The sequence below is a fragment of the Mesorhizobium sp. GW821-FHT04C10 genome, assembly GCF_059420305.1.
The window spans coordinates 1-15953 of record NZ_JBWKTL010000001.1 but is presented as its reverse complement, the minus strand read 5'-3'; the positions used below and the strand labels follow the sequence as shown (position 1 = coordinate 15953).

The 15953-nt window shown below is 63.6% G+C and carries 14 protein-coding genes and 1 pseudogene; 5 read left to right on the top strand and 10 right to left on the bottom strand.

Translation table 11 applies throughout. The annotated features are described in order from the left end of the window. Positions 1-396: 396 nt before the first annotated feature. Complete coding sequence (pnp, locus tag AC07UC_RS00075) at positions 397-2544, top strand: polyribonucleotide nucleotidyltransferase (protein WP_140775489.1); 2148 nt, start codon at positions 397-399, stop codon at positions 2542-2544. Between the two features lie 70 nt (positions 2545-2614). Further along, positions 2615-3625 carry a class I SAM-dependent methyltransferase gene (locus tag AC07UC_RS00070; RefSeq protein ID WP_494903301.1) on the top strand — a complete coding sequence of 337 codons (1011 nt, stop codon included), beginning with the start codon at positions 2615-2617 and terminating at the stop codon, positions 3623-3625. 17 nt (positions 3626-3642) lie between these two features. Here the strand turns inward: AC07UC_RS00070 and AC07UC_RS00065 are convergent, their stop codons facing one another. From AC07UC_RS00065 to fabA, 4 genes are all read right to left on the bottom strand, one after another. Beyond that, positions 3643-5187, bottom strand: coding sequence for a putative bifunctional diguanylate cyclase/phosphodiesterase (locus tag AC07UC_RS00065; RefSeq protein ID WP_494903299.1), 1545 nt, complete (start codon positions 5185-5187; stop codon positions 3643-3645). Between the two features lie 176 nt (positions 5188-5363). Further along, the gene (gene fabI / locus AC07UC_RS00060; RefSeq protein ID WP_056569944.1) at positions 5364-6167 is read right to left on the bottom strand and encodes an enoyl-ACP reductase FabI; all 804 of its coding nucleotides are present in this window, start codon (positions 6165-6167) and stop codon (positions 5364-5366) included. 31 nt (positions 6168-6198) lie between these two features. Then, positions 6199-7419, bottom strand: coding sequence for a beta-ketoacyl-ACP synthase I (fabB, locus tag AC07UC_RS00055; RefSeq protein ID WP_140775486.1), 1221 nt, complete (start codon positions 7417-7419; stop codon positions 6199-6201). Positions 7420-7468: 49 nt separating this feature from the next. Further along, positions 7469-7984 (bottom strand): 3-hydroxyacyl-[acyl-carrier-protein] dehydratase FabA, encoded by a 516-nt coding sequence (fabA, locus tag AC07UC_RS00050; RefSeq protein WP_010913332.1) that lies wholly within the window; start codon positions 7982-7984, stop codon positions 7469-7471. Positions 7985-8226: 242 nt separating this feature from the next. Between fabA and irrA the strand changes: the two genes are divergently transcribed. Then, entirely contained in the window at positions 8227-8658 is a 432-nt protein-coding gene (irrA, locus tag AC07UC_RS00045; protein WP_140775644.1) for an iron response transcriptional regulator IrrA, read from the top strand. Positions 8659-8723: 65 nt separating this feature from the next. Continuing rightward, positions 8724-8831: pseudogene (locus AC07UC_RS00040) on the top strand (DUF4260 family protein); the annotation flags it as partial. On the opposite strand, the gene AC07UC_RS00035 reads toward AC07UC_RS00040, so the two are convergent. Next, positions 8821-9381 (bottom strand): SH3 domain-containing protein, encoded by a 561-nt coding sequence (locus tag AC07UC_RS00035; protein ID WP_140775485.1) that lies wholly within the window; start codon positions 9379-9381, stop codon positions 8821-8823. The pseudogene AC07UC_RS00040 and the gene AC07UC_RS00035 overlap by 11 nt on opposite strands. Before the next feature lie 148 nt (positions 9382-9529). Here AC07UC_RS00035 and AC07UC_RS00030 point away from each other — a divergent pair, with 148 nt between their 5' ends. Continuing rightward, the gene (locus AC07UC_RS00030) at positions 9530-10531 is read left to right on the top strand and encodes a 2-hydroxyacid dehydrogenase (protein WP_140775484.1); all 1002 of its coding nucleotides are present in this window, start codon (positions 9530-9532) and stop codon (positions 10529-10531) included. A gap of 32 nt (positions 10532-10563) precedes the next feature. On the opposite strand, the gene AC07UC_RS00025 is transcribed toward AC07UC_RS00030, so the two are convergent. The 5 genes from AC07UC_RS00025 to dnaA form a co-directional block, all read right to left on the bottom strand. Next, the gene (locus AC07UC_RS00025) at positions 10564-11052 is read right to left on the bottom strand and encodes a GNAT family N-acetyltransferase (RefSeq protein ID WP_494903296.1); all 489 of its coding nucleotides are present in this window, start codon (positions 11050-11052) and stop codon (positions 10564-10566) included. Between the two features lie 2 nt (positions 11053-11054). After that, the gene (locus tag AC07UC_RS00020; protein WP_494903294.1) at positions 11055-11807 is read right to left on the bottom strand and encodes a molybdopterin-synthase adenylyltransferase MoeB; all 753 of its coding nucleotides are present in this window, start codon (positions 11805-11807) and stop codon (positions 11055-11057) included. Positions 11808-11838: 31 nt separating this feature from the next. Further along, complete coding sequence (gene recF, locus AC07UC_RS00015) at positions 11839-12978, bottom strand: DNA replication/repair protein RecF (protein ID WP_494903292.1); 1140 nt, start codon at positions 12976-12978, stop codon at positions 11839-11841. Between the two features lie 78 nt (positions 12979-13056). Then, positions 13057-14175 carry a DNA polymerase III subunit beta gene (gene dnaN, locus AC07UC_RS00010; protein ID WP_010913340.1) on the bottom strand — a complete coding sequence of 373 codons (1119 nt, stop codon included), beginning with the start codon at positions 14173-14175 and terminating at the stop codon, positions 13057-13059. 305 nt (positions 14176-14480) lie between these two features. Beyond that, on the bottom strand, positions 14481-15953 hold a 1473-nt coding region (gene dnaA / locus AC07UC_RS00005; RefSeq protein ID WP_494903289.1), incomplete at its 5' end, for a chromosomal replication initiator protein DnaA.

Below are 15953 nucleotides of genomic sequence, written 5' to 3'. Positions count from 1 at the left end.
GCGGGCTCCTTCAAGGAGTCCGCCGGTCGCGCATTCGAGCCCCGGGCCAACCCGATCTCGAATGCAGGACTGGAGCGCCGCGCACCCTTCCGGATGCCGGACGGACGCTCGAAAAGTGGAATTTGCGCATGACGCGTTCCGTAAGCCGTGGGCTTCGGGGTTGTGCGCAGGCCAGTTGATCGATTGGCCATATCCGGCTTCGAGCGCGCAGAGGGCCACTCGAAGCCACCCATGGACGGTCATGGGGCAGGATTGCAGGACGCTCGAAGGCCACCGCGCCGATGAAACCCGAGCCTCCCGTTGTCTTGCCCGTGGCTGCCCGAGAAAGGAAGCCAGGGGAAAGGGCACCCGCGCACGCTGAAACGGCGCGGCCTTTCCTCATACAAAGGACAAGACATGTTCAATCAACACAAAGTGGAAATCGAATGGGGCGGTCGCCCGCTCATCCTCGAAACCGGCAAGATCGCGCGCCAGGCTGACGGCGCCGTGCTCGCCACCTACGGCGAGACCAAGGTTCTGGCCACCGTCGTTTCGATGAAGGAGCCCAAGCCCGGCCTGGATTTCTTTCCGCTGACCGTCAACTACCAGGAAAAGACCTACGCCGCCGGCAAGATCCCGGGCGGCTACTTCAAGCGTGAAGGCCGTCCGAGCGAAAAGGAAACGCTGGTTTCGCGCCTCATCGACCGCCCGATCCGTCCGCTCTTCGCCGACGGCTACAAGAACGACACCCAGATCGTTGTCACGGTCGTCCAGCATGACCTCGAGAATGATCCGGACATCCTGTCGATCGTTGCCACCTCGGCCGCTCTGACCCTGTCGGGCGTTCCCTTCATGGGGCCGGTCGGCGGCGCGCGCGTCGGCTACATCAACGGCGAATACGTTCTCAACCCGCACATCGACGAGATGCAGGAATCCAAGCTCGACCTCGTCGTCGCCGGCACCGCCGACGCCGTGCTGATGGTTGAGTCGGAAGCCAAGGAACTTGGCGAAGAGCTGATGCTCGGCGCTGTCATGTTCGGCCACAAGGGCTTCCAGCCGGTTATCGACGCCATCATCAAGCTGGCCGAAGTTGCCGCCAAGGAGCCACGCGACTTCACCGCGCCCGACTATTCCGCGCTTGAAGGCGAAATGCTGAACATCGTCGGCGACGAGCTTCGTGAAGCCTACAAGATCACCGACAAGCAGAAGCGCTATGCCGCCGTCGACGCCGTCAAGGCCAAGGTCAAGGCCGCGTTCGCTCCGGCCGAAGGCGAAGACCCCAAATACACCTCCGAGCAGATCGGGTCCGTGTTCAAGGAACTCCAGGCCAAGGTCGTGCGCTGGAACATCCTCGACACCGGCTCGCGAATCGATGGCCGCGACCTGAAGACGGTCCGCAAGATCGTTTCCGAAGTCGGCGTGCTGCCGCGCACCCATGGTTCGGCGCTGTTCACCCGCGGCGAGACCCAGGCGCTGGTCGTTGCCACGCTCGGCACCGGCGAAGACGAGCAGTATGTCGATTCGCTGACCGGCATGTACAAGGAGAAGTTCCTCCTTCACTACAACTTCCCTCCCTATTCCGTCGGCGAGACCGGCCGCATGGGTTCGCCGGGCCGCCGCGAAATCGGCCACGGCAAGCTGGCCTGGCGCGCCATCCGGCCGATGCTGCCGAGCGCTGACCAGTTCCCCTACACGCTGCGCGTCGTCTCGGAGATCACCGAGTCCAACGGCTCATCGTCGATGGCCACCGTCTGCGGCACCTCGCTGGCGCTGATGGATGCCGGCGTGCCGCTGGCCAAGCCCGTTGCCGGTATCGCCATGGGCCTGATCAAGGAAGGCGAGCGCTTCGCGGTTCTGTCCGACATTCTGGGTGACGAAGATCACCTCGGCGACATGGACTTCAAGGTCGCCGGCACCGCCAACGGCATCACCTCGCTGCAGATGGACATCAAGATCGAGGGCATCACCGAGGAGATCATGAAGATCGCGCTGGATCAGGCCAAGGATGGCCGCCAGCATATCCTCGGCGAAATGGCGCATGCCCTGACCGGCGCCCGCGCCGAACTCGGCGAGTTCGCGCCGCGCATCGAGGTCATGCACATTCCGACCGACAAGATCCGCGACGTCATCGGTTCGGGCGGCAAGGTCATCCGCGAGATCGTCGAGAAGACCGGCGCCAAGATCAACATCGAGGACGACGGCACGGTCAAGATCGCCTCCTCGAACGCCAAGGAGATCGAGGCGGCGAAGAAGTGGATCCACACCATCGTCGCCGAGCCGGAAGTCGGCGAGATCTACGAAGGCACGGTCGTCAAGACCGCCGACTTCGGCGCTTTCGTCAACTTCTTTGGTCCCCGCGATGGTCTCGTCCACATCTCGCAGCTCGCCAATGAGCGCGTTGCCAAGACCTCGGATGTCGTCAAGGAAGGCGACAAGGTCTGGGTCAAGCTGATGGGCTTCGACGAGCGCGGCAAGGTCCGCCTCTCGATGAAGGTCGTAGACCAGGCCACCGGCAAGGAAGTCGTGCGCGAGAAGAAGGCCGAAGGCGAAGAAGACGCCGCCTGATTGGTCTGACACGGAAATCGAAACGGGCGCGGCTGATGTCGCGCCCGTTTTCGTTTGGAAGGTAGAGGGAATGTCCGCTGAAGCGCTGAAGACGCTTTTCCATCCGTTCGAGGCCGAGGCTCTTGCCATGCCGGGAAAGGGCGAGCGCATCCTCTTCCTCGGCGCCGAGCCCGGCCTGCGCTCACCACCGGGCTTCGAGGCCTCGCTGCATCTCGTACAGGGCTTCCGGCCGCATTTCCGCGCGTTGCAGGCGGCGGGTTTCACGGTCACGCCGCAACCGGTGGGTGACGGTTTTGATGCCGCCCTTGTGCTCGCCGGCCGCCATCGCGGCCAGAATGAACTGCGTATTGCCGAGGCTCTCGAGCGCGTGGTGCCGGGCGGACTGGTCGTCATCGCTGGCGGCAAGGACGACGGCATTGCCAGCCTGCGCAAGCGCGTCGACGAGCTCGTGCCGCTCGACGGGCATATGCCGAAATATCACGGCATTGCCTTTTGGCTGCGCCGCCCGGCGGATATGCGGGCTGCAGCGGCATTTCGCGCCGCCAACCCCGCCTTGCTGGTCGAGGATCGGTTCCGCACCGCCCCCGGCATGTTTTCCTTCGATCGCGTCGATGCGGGTTCGAAACTGCTGGTCGACAATTTGCCCGGCGATCTGCGCGGCAGTGGTGCCGATTTTGGCGCCGGCTGGGGCTATGTGGCGGCCGAGATGGCTGCCCGCTTGCCCGGCTTGTCGGGGCTCGATCTTTACGAGGCGGATTTCGATGCGCTGGAGGCTGCCAAGGGAAACCTCGTCGACACAGCGGCGCAAGGCTTTTTCTGGACGGATCTGCTCGCCGAGCCTGTCGAGCGCCGCTATGACGTCATCGCCATGAATCCGCCCTTTCATCGCAGCCGTGCGGCGGAGCCGGAGATCGGCGCCGGCATGATCCGCGCGGCAGCCAAGGCGCTCAAGCCCGGTGGCAGGCTGGTCATGGTCGCCAACCGCCAGCTTCCCTACGAGCCCGTGCTGTCGGCCGCCTTCGCCAGCCATGCGGAGCTTGCCCGCGACGGCATGTTCAAGGTGTTTGTCGCGCGTCGCTGAAACGATGCGTATCGCGGTCAGTGCAGGTTGGCGACGCGTCGGGCCTCTTCCGTGGCTTGCCCGCCACCAAGGCCGATCTTGAGCGGCGCCGGCCGGCCGAACAGATAACCTTGCACCACCTCGCAGCCGGCTGCCCGCAGCAGCGTGGCCTGGCTCTCGGTCTCGACGCCTTCGGCAATGATGCTGACGCCAAGCGCGCGCGAAAGCCCGACAATGGTCGAGACGACGGCGCCGGAGCTGGAATCGGTATCGATGCGGCTGACGAAGGAGCGGTCGATCTTCAGCTTGCCGAAGGAGAAATCGATCAGATAGCTGAGGTTCGAATAGCCGGTGCCGAAATCATCGACGGCAACGGAGATGCCCATTTCGGCAAGCTCTTTCAGGATGGCGGCAGCGCGATCTCGATCCTGCATCATCGCCGTCTCTGTGACTTCCAGCTCCAGCCGCGACGGTTTGATGCCAGTGGCCCGCATCGTGTCGCGCACGATGCCGACGAAATCCTTGGTCATGAACTGGACCGGCGAAATGTTGACGGCGACGAAACAGTCGTCTGGCAAATGCCGGGCGTCGTTGCAGGCTTTGCGCAGGACCCATTCGCCGATCGGGTTGATCATCCCGGTTTCCTCGGCGATCTGGATGAACTCCATGGGCGGGATCATGCCTCGCTCAGGATGGTTCCAGCGGATCAACGCTTCATAGCCGACGATTCGGCCGCTCGGCAGGTCGAGCTGCGGCTGATAGTGGAGGTCGAAATCGCCACGTTCGAAAGCCGTGTGCAGCTCGGATTCCACCCATTGGCGATAGTCGGCGACTCGTCCCATCTCGCTGTCGAATACCGACCAGTTGCCAACGCCGCTGGCGCGCGCATGCTGCAGCGCCAGGTTGGACCGGCGCAGGATAAGGACCGGATCGACGCCATCCTTGGGCATGGCCACGATGCCCACGGACAGGCTCACCGATTGCTGATGGCTGCTGAGTTCATAGGGCTCCATCATCTCGTCGATGAGCCGCTCGATCATGCCCTCCATCGTCCCTGGGATCTGGTGATCCGGCAGCAATACCGCGAACTCCCCGGCACCGATGCGCCCGATCAGGGCGCGTGCGGGCACGCTGTCTTGCAGCCGCTTGGTGAAGGCGCGGATCAACTCGTCGCCCTGGCTATAGCCAATCGCGTCGTTGATCTGCTTGAACCGGTCGATGTCGATGTCGATCAGGAACACCGGTTCTCCGGTCCGGCTTGTCACGCATGCCGCCTCGGCGATCTTGCCGACCATCGCCGGTCGCGCCAGAAGTCCCGTCAGCTTGTCGAAATGGGTTTCGTTGAAAACGAAATCCGCCGATTCATCGACGCCGGCGAAGAAGGACATTGCCGCAACCGATGCCGCGAGTGCGCAAAGCGCAGCCATGATCGCGACCATCATGTCCACCGATATGCCGGCAAACTCGGCGCCGAGACCGTGCTTCAGACCCCAGATGCCGAGGACGAAACTGCCAATCCCCGAACTTGCTATCGTGAGCAGTCGGAACACCGGTGTTCGCTTCGGGTTGCTGACGGCAGGCATTCAAAGGTCCCCAGATTGCGGGCCTCTATAGCGGAAATCCTCTTAAAATGAGTTTCCGCGAATGCATCCAATTTTACTGGAGAGGATTATTTCTTTACTGGAAAAAGGACCATTTGCGCGAAACGGCTCCATCCATATTGCCCGAAACGTGTCGCCTTGACCCGTTTCAGGGCTCGTTAGCCATCCGTCTGCTTCAACTCATCGAGCGTCGGCATCGAGACGATGTGATAGCCGGAATCGACATAGTGGATTTCGCCGGTGACGCCGGAGGCGAGGTCGGACAGCAAATAAAGCGCCGAGCCGCCGACCTCGTCGATGGTGACGGTACGGCGCAGCGGCGAGTTGCGTTGCTGGTAGGAGAACATGTGGCGGGCGTCCGAAATGCCGGCGCCGGCCAGCGTGCGCACCGGTCCCGCCGAGATGCCGTTCACCCGGATGCCGCGCGGGCCATAGTCATTGGCGAGGTAACGCACGCTGGCCTCGAGGCCGGCCTTGGCGACGCCCATGACATTGTAGTTCGGCATGACGCGGACCGAACCGGCATAGGTCAGCGTGATCATCGAGCCGCCCTGCGTCATCAGGGGCGCGGCATTGCGGGCGACTTCGGTGAAGGAGTAGCAGGAGATCACCATGGTGCGGACGAAGTTGTCGCGGCTGGTGTCGGCGTAAAGGCCCTTCAACTCGTTCTTGTCGGAAAAGCCGATGGCATGGACGACGAAATCCAGCCCGCCCCAGGCATTGCCAAGCGTCTCGAACGTGGCGGTGACCGAAGCGCTGTCCTCGACATCGCAGGGAACGACCAGCGACGCGCCCAGCCTGTCGGCGAGCGGCTTGACCCGGCGGCCGAAGGCCTCGCCCTGGTAGGTGAAGGCGAGCTCCGCCCCATGCTCGGACAATTTCTGGGCGATGCCCCAGGCGATCGAATGGTCGTTGGCGACACCCATGACAAGCCCGCGCTTGCCCTTCATCAGTCCGTCCATGTCAGGCAATCCTTTTAGAAAAACGCTGGCCTTATGCGGAATAGCGCTGGAAAACGAGCGTCGCGTTGGTGCCGCCGAAACCGAAGGAATTTGACAGGACGGTGTCGATCTTGGCGTTGTCGATGCGCTTTCGCACGATCGGCATGCCCTCGAATTCAGGATCGAGCGTTTCGATATGGGCGCTCTCGCCGATAAAACCGCCTTGCATCATCAGGATCGAATAGATGGATTCCTGCACGCCGGCCGCGCCCAGCGAATGGCCGGTCAGCGATTTCGTCGAGGTGATGAACGGCATCTTCTCGCCGAACACCTCGCGGATGGCGCCCATTTCCTTGGAATCACCCACCGGCGTCGAGGTGCCGTGGGTGTTGATGTAATCGATCGGCGTGGAAACCGTCGCCAGCGCCTGGCGCATGCAGCGGACCGCGCCTTCGCCGGAAGGCGCGACCATGTCGTGGCCGTCCGAGGTCGCGCCGTAGCCGACGATCTCGGCATAGATCTTGGCGCCGCGCGCCTTGGCATGTTCCAGCTCTTCCAGCACCAGCACGCCGGCGCCGCCGGCGATGACGAAGCCGTCGCGATTGACGTCATACGCGCGGGAAGCGGCCGATGCCCTGTCGTTGAACTTCGACGACATGGCGCCCATGGCGTCGAACAGGTCCGACATCGTCCAGTCGAGATCCTCGTGGCCGCCGGCAAAGACGATATCCTGCTTGCCCCACTGGATCAGTTCGTAGCCATTGCCGATGCAATGCGCCGAGGTCGAGCAGGCCGATGAGATCGAATAGTTGACGCCGTGGATCTTGAACCATGTGGCCAGCGTCGCCGACGCGGTCGACGACATCGCCTTTGGCACCGCGAACGGACCGATGCGCTTGGGGCTGCCGTTCTTGAGCGTGGTTTCGGCCGCCTCGACAATGGTGCGGGTGGAGGGGCCGCCCGAGCCCATGACGATGCCGGTGCGCTCGTTGGTGACGTCGCTTTCGCTCAAGGCGGCATCCGCGATCGCCTGATCCATGGCGACGTGGTTCCAGGCCGCGCCCTGTGACAGGAAGCGCATCGCACGGCGATCGATCATGGCGGACGGGTCGAGTGTAGGTGCGCCCCAGACCTGGCAGCGAAAGCCATGTTCGGCGAAGGAATCGGAAAAGCTGATGCCGGATCTGGCGTCATGCAGCGAGGTCTGCACCTCGTTGGCATTATTGCCGATCGACGACACGATGCCGAGGCCTGTGACTACGACACGTCTCATTCGCAACTCCTTCCAGGGATGCTGGCCAGTTGGTCGGCCAGGACTGCGGTCAAGCGACCGCCGACTGCTTGGACAGACCGACCTTCAGGTCGGTAGCCGCATATATGGGCTCGCCATCCGCCTTCATCCAGCCATCGGCGATGCCGAGCACCAGTCGGCCACGCATCACGCGCTTGAAATCCACGCCATACTCGACCTTTTTGACCGATGGGGTGACCATGCCCTTGAACTTGACCTCACCGGTCGACAGCGCCATTCCCTTGCCCGGTTCGCCGAGCCAGCCGAGATAGAAGCCGGTCAACTGCCACAAGGCGTCGAGGCCGAGGCATCCCGGCATGATCGGATTGCCGATGAAATGGCAGGCAAAGAACCACAGGTCCGGCTTGATGTCGAACTCGGCGCGGATGAAGCCCTTGTCGAAGGCGCCGCCCGTCTCGCTGATTTCGGTGATGCGGTCGAACATCAGCATGGGCGGGTAGGGCAGCTGGGCATTGCCCTCTCCGAACAGTTCGCCGCGGGCGCAGGCCAGCAATTCTTCGTAGTCGTAGCTGGATTTACCCGCCATCAATCTCGTCCCCATATCGTCCGGGCGGTAGCGCGCCCTTGTCGTTGGTGTCCTAACACAATCTGTTTCAGGCCGGAAACCGGCGTTTGCGCTTAACCCGCCAGTCTGCCCGGGTCAATGCGCGCTATTGATCGCATTCGGACGACAGAATATATGTCGACAGGGGTCCGGTTTCGGCAGACGTTCATTTTTTTGCCATTCTGGGCGTGTCTTGAAGCGGGACTGCAAGCTTGGAAGACCAGATGGACCGGGGCTGCCGGAAGGAAAATGTCGCTGTGGACAAGCGGGTGCGTGAAGCCGGCCTGAGGCCGACGCGCCAGCGTATTGCGCTGGCCGACCTGCTTTTTGCCAAGGGCGACCGCCATTTGTCGGCCGAGGAATTGCACGAGGAAGCACTGGCCGCCGGCGTGCCGGTGTCGCTGGCCACGGTCTACAACGCGCTCCACCAGTTCACCCAGGCGGGACTGCTGCGCATCCTGGCCGTCGAGGGCGCCAAGACCTATTTCGACACCAACACCTCGGACCACCATCATTTCTACGTCGAAGGCGAGAACCGGATTTTCGACATTGCAAGCGGCCCGGTGACGGTCACCAACCTGCCGGACCCGCCCGAGGGCATGGAAATCGCCAATGTCGATATCGTGGTGAGATTGCGCCCCAAGCGCCAGGAATGACCGGCAAGACTGTAACAATCTGACAATCAGGCTCGAATCGGCTGTCGTGCGGCCGTCTGGATCGCCACATCGCCATCGACCGCGCATCGGGCCATGGCCTGAAACTGTCAACCGGTTTTCAGGATACCCATCTCGGCCGTATCGGGCGCGAGCGGAACGACCTCAGTCCTTGACCCGCTCGCCGGGATAGGCGCCCCAGACCGCCGCCTGGGCGAGCCAGCCAGTATGGCCGTCGAGCGTCATTTCGCACCATTGGCCGTCGCAGGACTTGATCGTGCCCATGACGCCCGGCTCGACGATCGCCACCACGCTGGCATCCTTGTCGGGGCTGCGCAGAAGATTGATCTGGGCGCCCTTGCCGCGCTGCCAGGGCGCGATGATCGCGGTGCGCCGGCCTGACAGCAGCGACTGGTTGATCCACCCTTCCGAACCGTCGGCATCGCGCACGCGGCGCCACGTATCGAACTCCTGGATGATCTCCATCGGCAGCCCTGCCTTCATATACATCCAGTCGACCGAATAATTGGCGCCGGGGCCGACGCGCGAGTTGACGCGTCCGGATTTGAGGCTGACGAATCGCGGCAATGGCAGGCCGCTCGGCCCGAGCGTGACGGCGCTCTGGGCGGGTGCGGCCGCGCTCTGCGCCGCGGCGAGCGGGGAATAGAGGAGAGCGCCGAGAAATGCTGCGCTGAGGGTCAGGCGAAGCGACGCGAAACCAGACACTTTCGTTCCTTTCGGCGCTGGCCCGGTGACCTCGGCGCCCCTTTTTCTTTGTCTTCGGCGGCACCGCTTGTTACATGGGTAAATCGGCTACCGCGACCGGCTTTCAGTTTCGCCGGTCTTGGTTAAAGAGGTCTCAACGAGGGAAACAATGCCAGGCAAAAAGAAGCCTCTCGTGGTCATCACGCGAAAGCTCCCCGACCCGGTCGAGACCCGCATGCGCGAGCTGTTCGACGCGAGGCTGAATGTCGAGGACAGGCCGATGACGCAGCCCGAACTGGTTGCCGCCGTCAAGGAGGCCGACGTGCTGGTGCCGACGGTGACCGACCAGATTGACGCGGCGCTGATCGCCCAGGCCGGCGACAACCTCAAGCTCATCGCCAATTTCGGCAACGGCGTCGACAAGATCGACGTGGCGGCGGCGGCCAAGAAGGGCATCACCGTCACCAACACGCCGAATGTGCTCACCGAAGACACCGCCGACATGACCATGGCGCTGATGCTGGCGGTGCCGCGACGGCTCGCGGAAGGCGCCAATGTGCTCACCGGCGACAAGAAATGGGCGGGCTGGTCGCCGACCTGGATGCTTGGCCGGCGTATCTGGGGCAAGCGCCTCGGTATTGTCGGCATGGGGCGTATCGGCACGGCCGTCGCTCGGCGCGCCAAGGCCTTCGGCCTCTCCATCCACTACCACAACCGCCATCGCGTCCTGCCGGCTGTCGAGGACGGGCTTGAGGCGACCTATTGGGAAAGTCTCGACCAGATGCTGGCCCGCATGGACATCATCTCGGTCAATTGTCCGTCGACGCCGGCGACTTTCCATCTTCTGTCGGCACGGCGCCTGGCTCTGCTGCAGCCCACGGCCTATGTCGTGAACACCGCGCGCGGCGACATCATCGACGAGGAAGCGCTGGTCAAGCTGATCCAGGACGGCAAGATCGCCGGCGCCGGCCTCGATGTCTACGAGCACGAGCCGGCGCTCAATGCCAAGCTGCTCAAGCTCGCCGCCAGGAACAAGGTCGTGCTTCTGCCGCATATGGGCTCGGCGACGCTCGAAGGCCGCATCGACATGGGCGAGAAGGTCATCATCAATATCCGGGCATTCGTCGATGGCCACCGCCCGCCGGACCGCGTGCTGCCGCTCAGGACCTGACCGGCTCGCCGTATTCAAGCGAAAGCCAAAAGTTACGAAAGAGCCTTGCGCATGGTGATCGAGGTCGGCCTGGCGTAGCCGTCATGCGCCGTCCGTTCGGTCTCGTGGAGGCCGAGGCGGGCAAAGGCGGCATGGTTGGCAGTGAGTTCGATCCGTGTCTGCAACTCCAGTGCCACCTTGCCGTGGTCGAGCGCGAGCAGTTCGACCGCCCGCATCAGCCGCCGGCCAATGCCTTGCCCCTGGCAGTCCGGGTCGACCGCGAGCTTGCCGACGTAGAAATCATCTGCCCTTTCAAGAGCAAAGACGCAGCCGACGATCCTGGCGCCGTCGAAGGCCACCAAACCGGTCTCCCGCCCGGCCTTGTCGCGCAGTGTGTCTACGGTGAGCAGATGAGCGGAGGACGGCGGGTCGATAACGCCATCCATGAAGGCGAAGGCACGCATGATCAGGGCAAGCACCTCGTCCCAGCGGTTGAAGCCGACCGAAATGTGGTCGATGGAAAGGGGCGTCGTTTGCGTCAAGGTCAGCGCCTGGCGTAGCGGATCGTTTCGAAGCGTGCGGCCAGCGCATCATAGAGCAACAGCCTGCCGACCAGCGGCTCGCCGATACCGGTTATCAGCTTGATCGCCTCCATCGCCTGCAGCGTTCCGACGACGCCGGTCAGCGCGCCAAGCACCCCGGCCTCGGCGCAGGACGGCACGAGGCCCGCCGGTGGAGCTTCCGGAAAGAGATCGCGATAGCCCGGGTTCGGCTTGCCATCCTTGCCGTTCTCGAAGGGCTTCAGCACCGTCACCGAGCCGTCGAAACGACCGACAGCGGCATGCACCAGCGGTTTGCGCGCGCCCGCGCAGGCATCGGCCACCGTATAACGGGTCTCGAAATTGTCGGAACCGTCAACGACGATGTCGTAGCGGGCGACAAGGGCAGGGGCGTTCTCCGTACTCAGCCGGACCGTGTGGGTCTCGACCGCGGTGTTGGGATTGATGCGGGCGATCGCCGCCTTTGCGCTCTCGGTTTTCAGCATGCCGACCGTATCGGTACCGTGGATGACCTGGCGTTGCAGATTGGACAGCGACACGGTGTCGTCGTCGATGATGCCGAGCGTGCCGACGCCGGCGGCCGCAAGATATTCGAGCACCGGCGCGCCCAGCCCGCCGGCGCCGATCACCAGGACCCGTGCTTGCTTGAGCCTCTGCTGGCCCGGGCCGCCGACCTCGGGCAGCACGATGTGGCGGGCATAGCGTTCGATTTCGTCGGAGGTGAGCGCGGTGGTCATGTCAGGACCATATAGCGGCTGAAAAACCTTGTCAGGAGCCTTTGGTTGGCCCAACCGTGCCGTGGTCGACGGTCAGGAACTGCGCGCGGCCCTGCAGGCTGGAAAACAGCGCGGCATCGGTACCCGTCATGAAGGCCTGGCAGTTCAACTCCTCTAGGATGGAAAACAGCGCCGCCCGCCGCCCACCGTCGAGATGAGCGGCGATCTCGTCGAGCAGCAGGATCGGCGTCAGGCCCGACATCTCGCCGGTCAGCCGGGCATGTGACAAGACGATGCCGACCAGCAGTGCCTTCTGCTCGCCGGTGGAACAGAGTTCGGCCGGCATCGCCTTGGGCCTGTGTCTCACCAGGAGATCGGAACGGTGCGGCCCTTCGAGCGTTCGTCCGGCGGCGCGGTCACGATCGCGGCCGTCGGCGAGCGCCCGTCGGAACCGCTCCTCGACATCGACTGCCGGCGCGGCGGAAACTTCGGCTTCCAGATCGCCGGAGAGGCTGATGTCGGCCTGCGGGAACGGTCCGGTGTCGGGCAGCCTGTCGATCATGGCGGCGAGCAGGCGCACCAGTTCGGCGCGCGCCGCCGCAATGGCGACGCCGGTTTCGGCCATCTGTATCTCGATCGCTTCGAACCAGCGATCGTCCCGGGACCCATCCGTCAGCAATCGGTTACGGCCGCGCATCGCCTTTTCGTAGTCGAGCGCCCGCTGCCCATGGCCGGGATCGATTGCCAGCACCAGCCGGTCAAGAAAGCGTCGGCGATCCGCGGCCGGTCCGGTGAACAGCGCGTCCATGGCCGGCGTCAGCCACACCACCCGCAGCCATTCCAGCATGTCTTCGGCCGATCTCGCGGTCGCGCCGTTGATGCGAACCCGCCTGCCGCCTTCGCCCTCACCGCCGGAAATGCCCGTGCCGATCTCGACCTGACCGTCAGGCCCGTCGAGACGGGCGTGCAGCGCAAAGCCGCCATCGCCGCCCTCGCGTGCGACATCGGCATAGGGCGCACGGCGCAGGCCGCGTCCGGGCGTTAAAAAGGAAATCGCTTCGAGGAGGTTGGTCTTGCCGGCGCCGTTGTCGCCGGAAAAGACCACGGGCCCAGGGGCGAGATCGATCGCCAGCGCCGCATAGTTGCGAAAATTGGTAAGTGTAAGCCTACTTATATGGGTTTGTGCCGGCAACCGCTATCCGCCTGTAGAAGTCGCCATTGTTGTCGCTGCGGGTCCCGCCGCAGAACCGGACCGATGATGAAGCGCCGGCTATACCCGCATCGGCATCAGCACGTAAAGCGCGGTCTCGTCGGCCATGTCGTGGATCAGTGTCGGCGAACCGGCATCGGCCAGCATGAATTTGGCTTCCGTGCCGGTCAGCTGCGCGGCGACATCGAGCAGATATTTGGCGTTGAAGCCGATCTCGATCGGGTCGGACGAATAGTCGGCGGCCAGTTCCTCGGTGGCACTGCCTGAATCCGGGTTGTTGACCGCAAGTGTCACCTGGCCTTCGCTGATCGAAAGCTTCACCGCGCGGCCGCGTTCGGAGGAGATGGTCGAGACGCGGTCGACCGCGGCGGCAAAACTCTGGCGGTCGAGGATCAGCTTCTTGTCATTGCCGGTCGGAATGACCCGCTGATAATCGGGGAAGGTGCCGTCGATCAGCTTCGAGGTCAGCACCACGCTGCCGATGGTGAAGCGGATCTTGGTGTCGGACAGTTCGGTGGTCACGGCGACATCCGGGTCGTCGACCAGCTTCTGCAGCTCGCTCACCGTCTTGCGCGGAATGATGATGCCCGGCATGCCCTCGGAGCCCGCCGGCGCATCGATTTCGGCGCGCGCCAGGCGGTGGCCGTCGGTGGCCACCGAGCGCAGCTTCAGCTTGCCGCCGACTTCATGTGTGTGCAGGTAGATGCCGTTGAGATAGTAGCGCGTTTCCTCGGTGGAAATGGCGAATTGCGTCTTCTCGATCAGCCCCTTCAGGGCAACCGAGTCGAGCCGGAAGATATGCGAGAAGGATCCGGCGGAGAGCTCGGGGAAATCGGATTGCGGCAGGCATTGCAGGCGGAAGCTCGATCGGCCCGACGTCACCGTCATGGCGTTGCCGTCTTCATCCGTCTTCAGCATCACCTCGGCGCCGTCCGAGAGTTTGCGCACGATGTCGTAGAGCAGGTGCGCCGGAACCGTCGTCGCGCCACCGCGCTCGACCTTGGCGGGCGTCGCTTCCGTCACCTCCAGATCGAGGTCGGTCGCCTTCATTTCGAGGCTGGCGCCCTCGGCGCTGAGCAGCACATTGGACAGGATCGGTATCGTGTTGCGCCGTTCGACCACGCGATGGACGTGGTTGAGCGACTTCAGGAGATTTGACCGTTCCAGGATAACACGCATGACGAAACAGGCTCGCTTGAAAGGATGAGCGGGTCTCCGGCTGGCGGCGCCCCGCGAAAGGTCTGAACAGGCTCAGAATCTGCGTAAACTGACAGGAAAAAGCCAGCAAACGCAAGCCCGCGCCGCCGGTTCCGGCCGGGTGCGCGGGCTTTCTGGGGATAAAGGCCGCGAAGACCGCCGGGCAGGGTGCTGAATCCGGAATCCGGATCGCCGCCAGCCAGTGCCGCGAGCCAATTTCAGCGCGACCACGGAGCAGGCAAGCCATTGAATTCCGCTGCGGTTCTGGCTTGCCTGTCCCGGTCCGTTCAGGCCTGGTCGTTGATCAACCGCCGCAGCAGCTCGAGTTCCTGCGCCAACGTGTTGTCGTTGCCGGACAGGTCCTCGATCTTGCGCACGGCGTGCAGCACCGTGGTGTGGTCACGGCCGCCAAAGCGCCGTCCGATTTCGGGCAGCGAGCGCGGCGTCATCACCTTCGACAGGTACATGGCGACCTGCCGCGGCTTGACGATGGTGCGCGTGCGCCGATTGGACAGCAACTCCGTCTTCGAGACATTGTAGTGGCGCGCCACGATGCGCTGGATGTCCTCGATGCGAACCCGCTTCGGCTCGCCGGTGCGATAGATATGGCCGAGGATCTCGTCGATGCGGTCGATGGTGATCTGCGGCTCGAACGACTGGCGGAACAGCAGCTGATTGAACGCGCCTTCCAGTTCGCGTCCGCTGCCGGTCACGGTGCGGGCGACGTGATTGAGGATTTCGTCTGAAATGTCGAGCGACGCGTCGTCAACCCGGGCCGTGGCCAGGCGCAGCTTGAGCATGCCGAGGCGCATGGCGAAATCAGGTGCCGACATTTCGAGCGCGACGCCGCCATTGAGGCGCGAGCGGACTCGCGGCTCGAGCGATTCCAGCTCCGACGGCGGCCGGTCGGCGGCGACAACGACTTGCTTGGCGCTGTCGAGCAGCATGTTGATCAAATGGCAGAATTCATGCTGGATCGACTTGCCCTGCAGGAACTGCATGTCGTCGATGATCAACAGGTCGATGTCGCGCAGCTGTTCCTTGAGCGTCAGCGCATTGTTGTCGCGGATCGCCGTGGCGAAGCGCCACATGAAATATTCGGCGGTGAGATAGACGACGCGCGACTTGGGATTCTGCTTCAGCGATTCCGCCGCGATGGCCTGCAGCAGATGGGTCTTGCCGAGCCCGACAGTCGCGTGCAGGAAAAGCGGATTGAATCGCACTGCGCTCGACTGCGATTCCGCCACGGCCTTGGCGGCGGCGAAAGCCACCCGGTTCGACGGGCCTTCGATGAAGGAACCGAACGTGTAGCGCGGGTCGAGCGGGGATCCCAGCACATTGTGGCGGAACTCGCTCTCTGTCGCGGCGCCCGGACGCGGCACCGGGGGGCGTTCCACCCTGCCGGGGCTCACGGTGCCGGCGGCCAATGCCGTTTGCGTCTGCCGTGTCATCTTGCGTGCCGGGGCCAATTCCGGTTCCGCATGGCTGCGTCCCTGGCGGGTGGCCGTGCGCACCACGATCTCGATCTTGAGGAGATCGGCATCCTCCTGCTTCCACAGCTCGGAGATGAGGTCGAGATAGTGGCCGTTGATCCACGAGCGCAGGAACGCGGTGGGCACCGAGATGCGGACAATGCCCTTGGATGCCTCCGCGACCTTCATCCGGCCGAACCAGCTCGAATAGACTTCAGCCCCCAGGCGCGCCTTCAACTGGGTCTTGACCCGGTCGAACTTCTGTTCCGCATCGCTGGAGACCGCCAT

Coding starts and splice junctions, on each gene's coding strand:
- pnp (WP_140775489.1), top strand. CDS start 397: ATGTTCAATCAACACAAAGTGGAAATCGAATGGGGCGGTCGCCCGCTC.
- AC07UC_RS00070 (WP_494903301.1), top strand. CDS start 2,615: ATGTCCGCTGAAGCGCTGAAGACGCTTTTCCATCCGTTCGAGGCCGAG.
- AC07UC_RS00065 (WP_494903299.1), bottom strand. CDS start 5,187: ATGCCTGCCGTCAGCAACCCGAAGCGAACACCGGTGTTCCGACTGCTC.
- fabI (WP_056569944.1), bottom strand. CDS start 6,167: ATGGACGGACTGATGAAGGGCAAGCGCGGGCTTGTCATGGGTGTCGCC.
- fabB (WP_140775486.1), bottom strand. CDS start 7,419: ATGAGACGTGTCGTAGTCACAGGCCTCGGCATCGTGTCGTCGATCGGC.
- fabA (WP_010913332.1), bottom strand. CDS start 7,984: ATGGCGGGTAAATCCAGCTACGACTACGAAGAATTGCTGGCCTGCGCC.
- irrA (WP_140775644.1), top strand. CDS start 8,227: ATGGACCGGGGCTGCCGGAAGGAAAATGTCGCTGTGGACAAGCGGGTG.
- AC07UC_RS00030 (WP_140775484.1), top strand. CDS start 9,530: ATGCCAGGCAAAAAGAAGCCTCTCGTGGTCATCACGCGAAAGCTCCCC.
- AC07UC_RS00020 (WP_494903294.1), bottom strand. CDS start 11,807: ATGACCACCGCGCTCACCTCCGACGAAATCGAACGCTATGCCCGCCAC.
- dnaN (WP_010913340.1), bottom strand. CDS start 14,175: ATGCGTGTTATCCTGGAACGGTCAAATCTCCTGAAGTCGCTCAACCAC.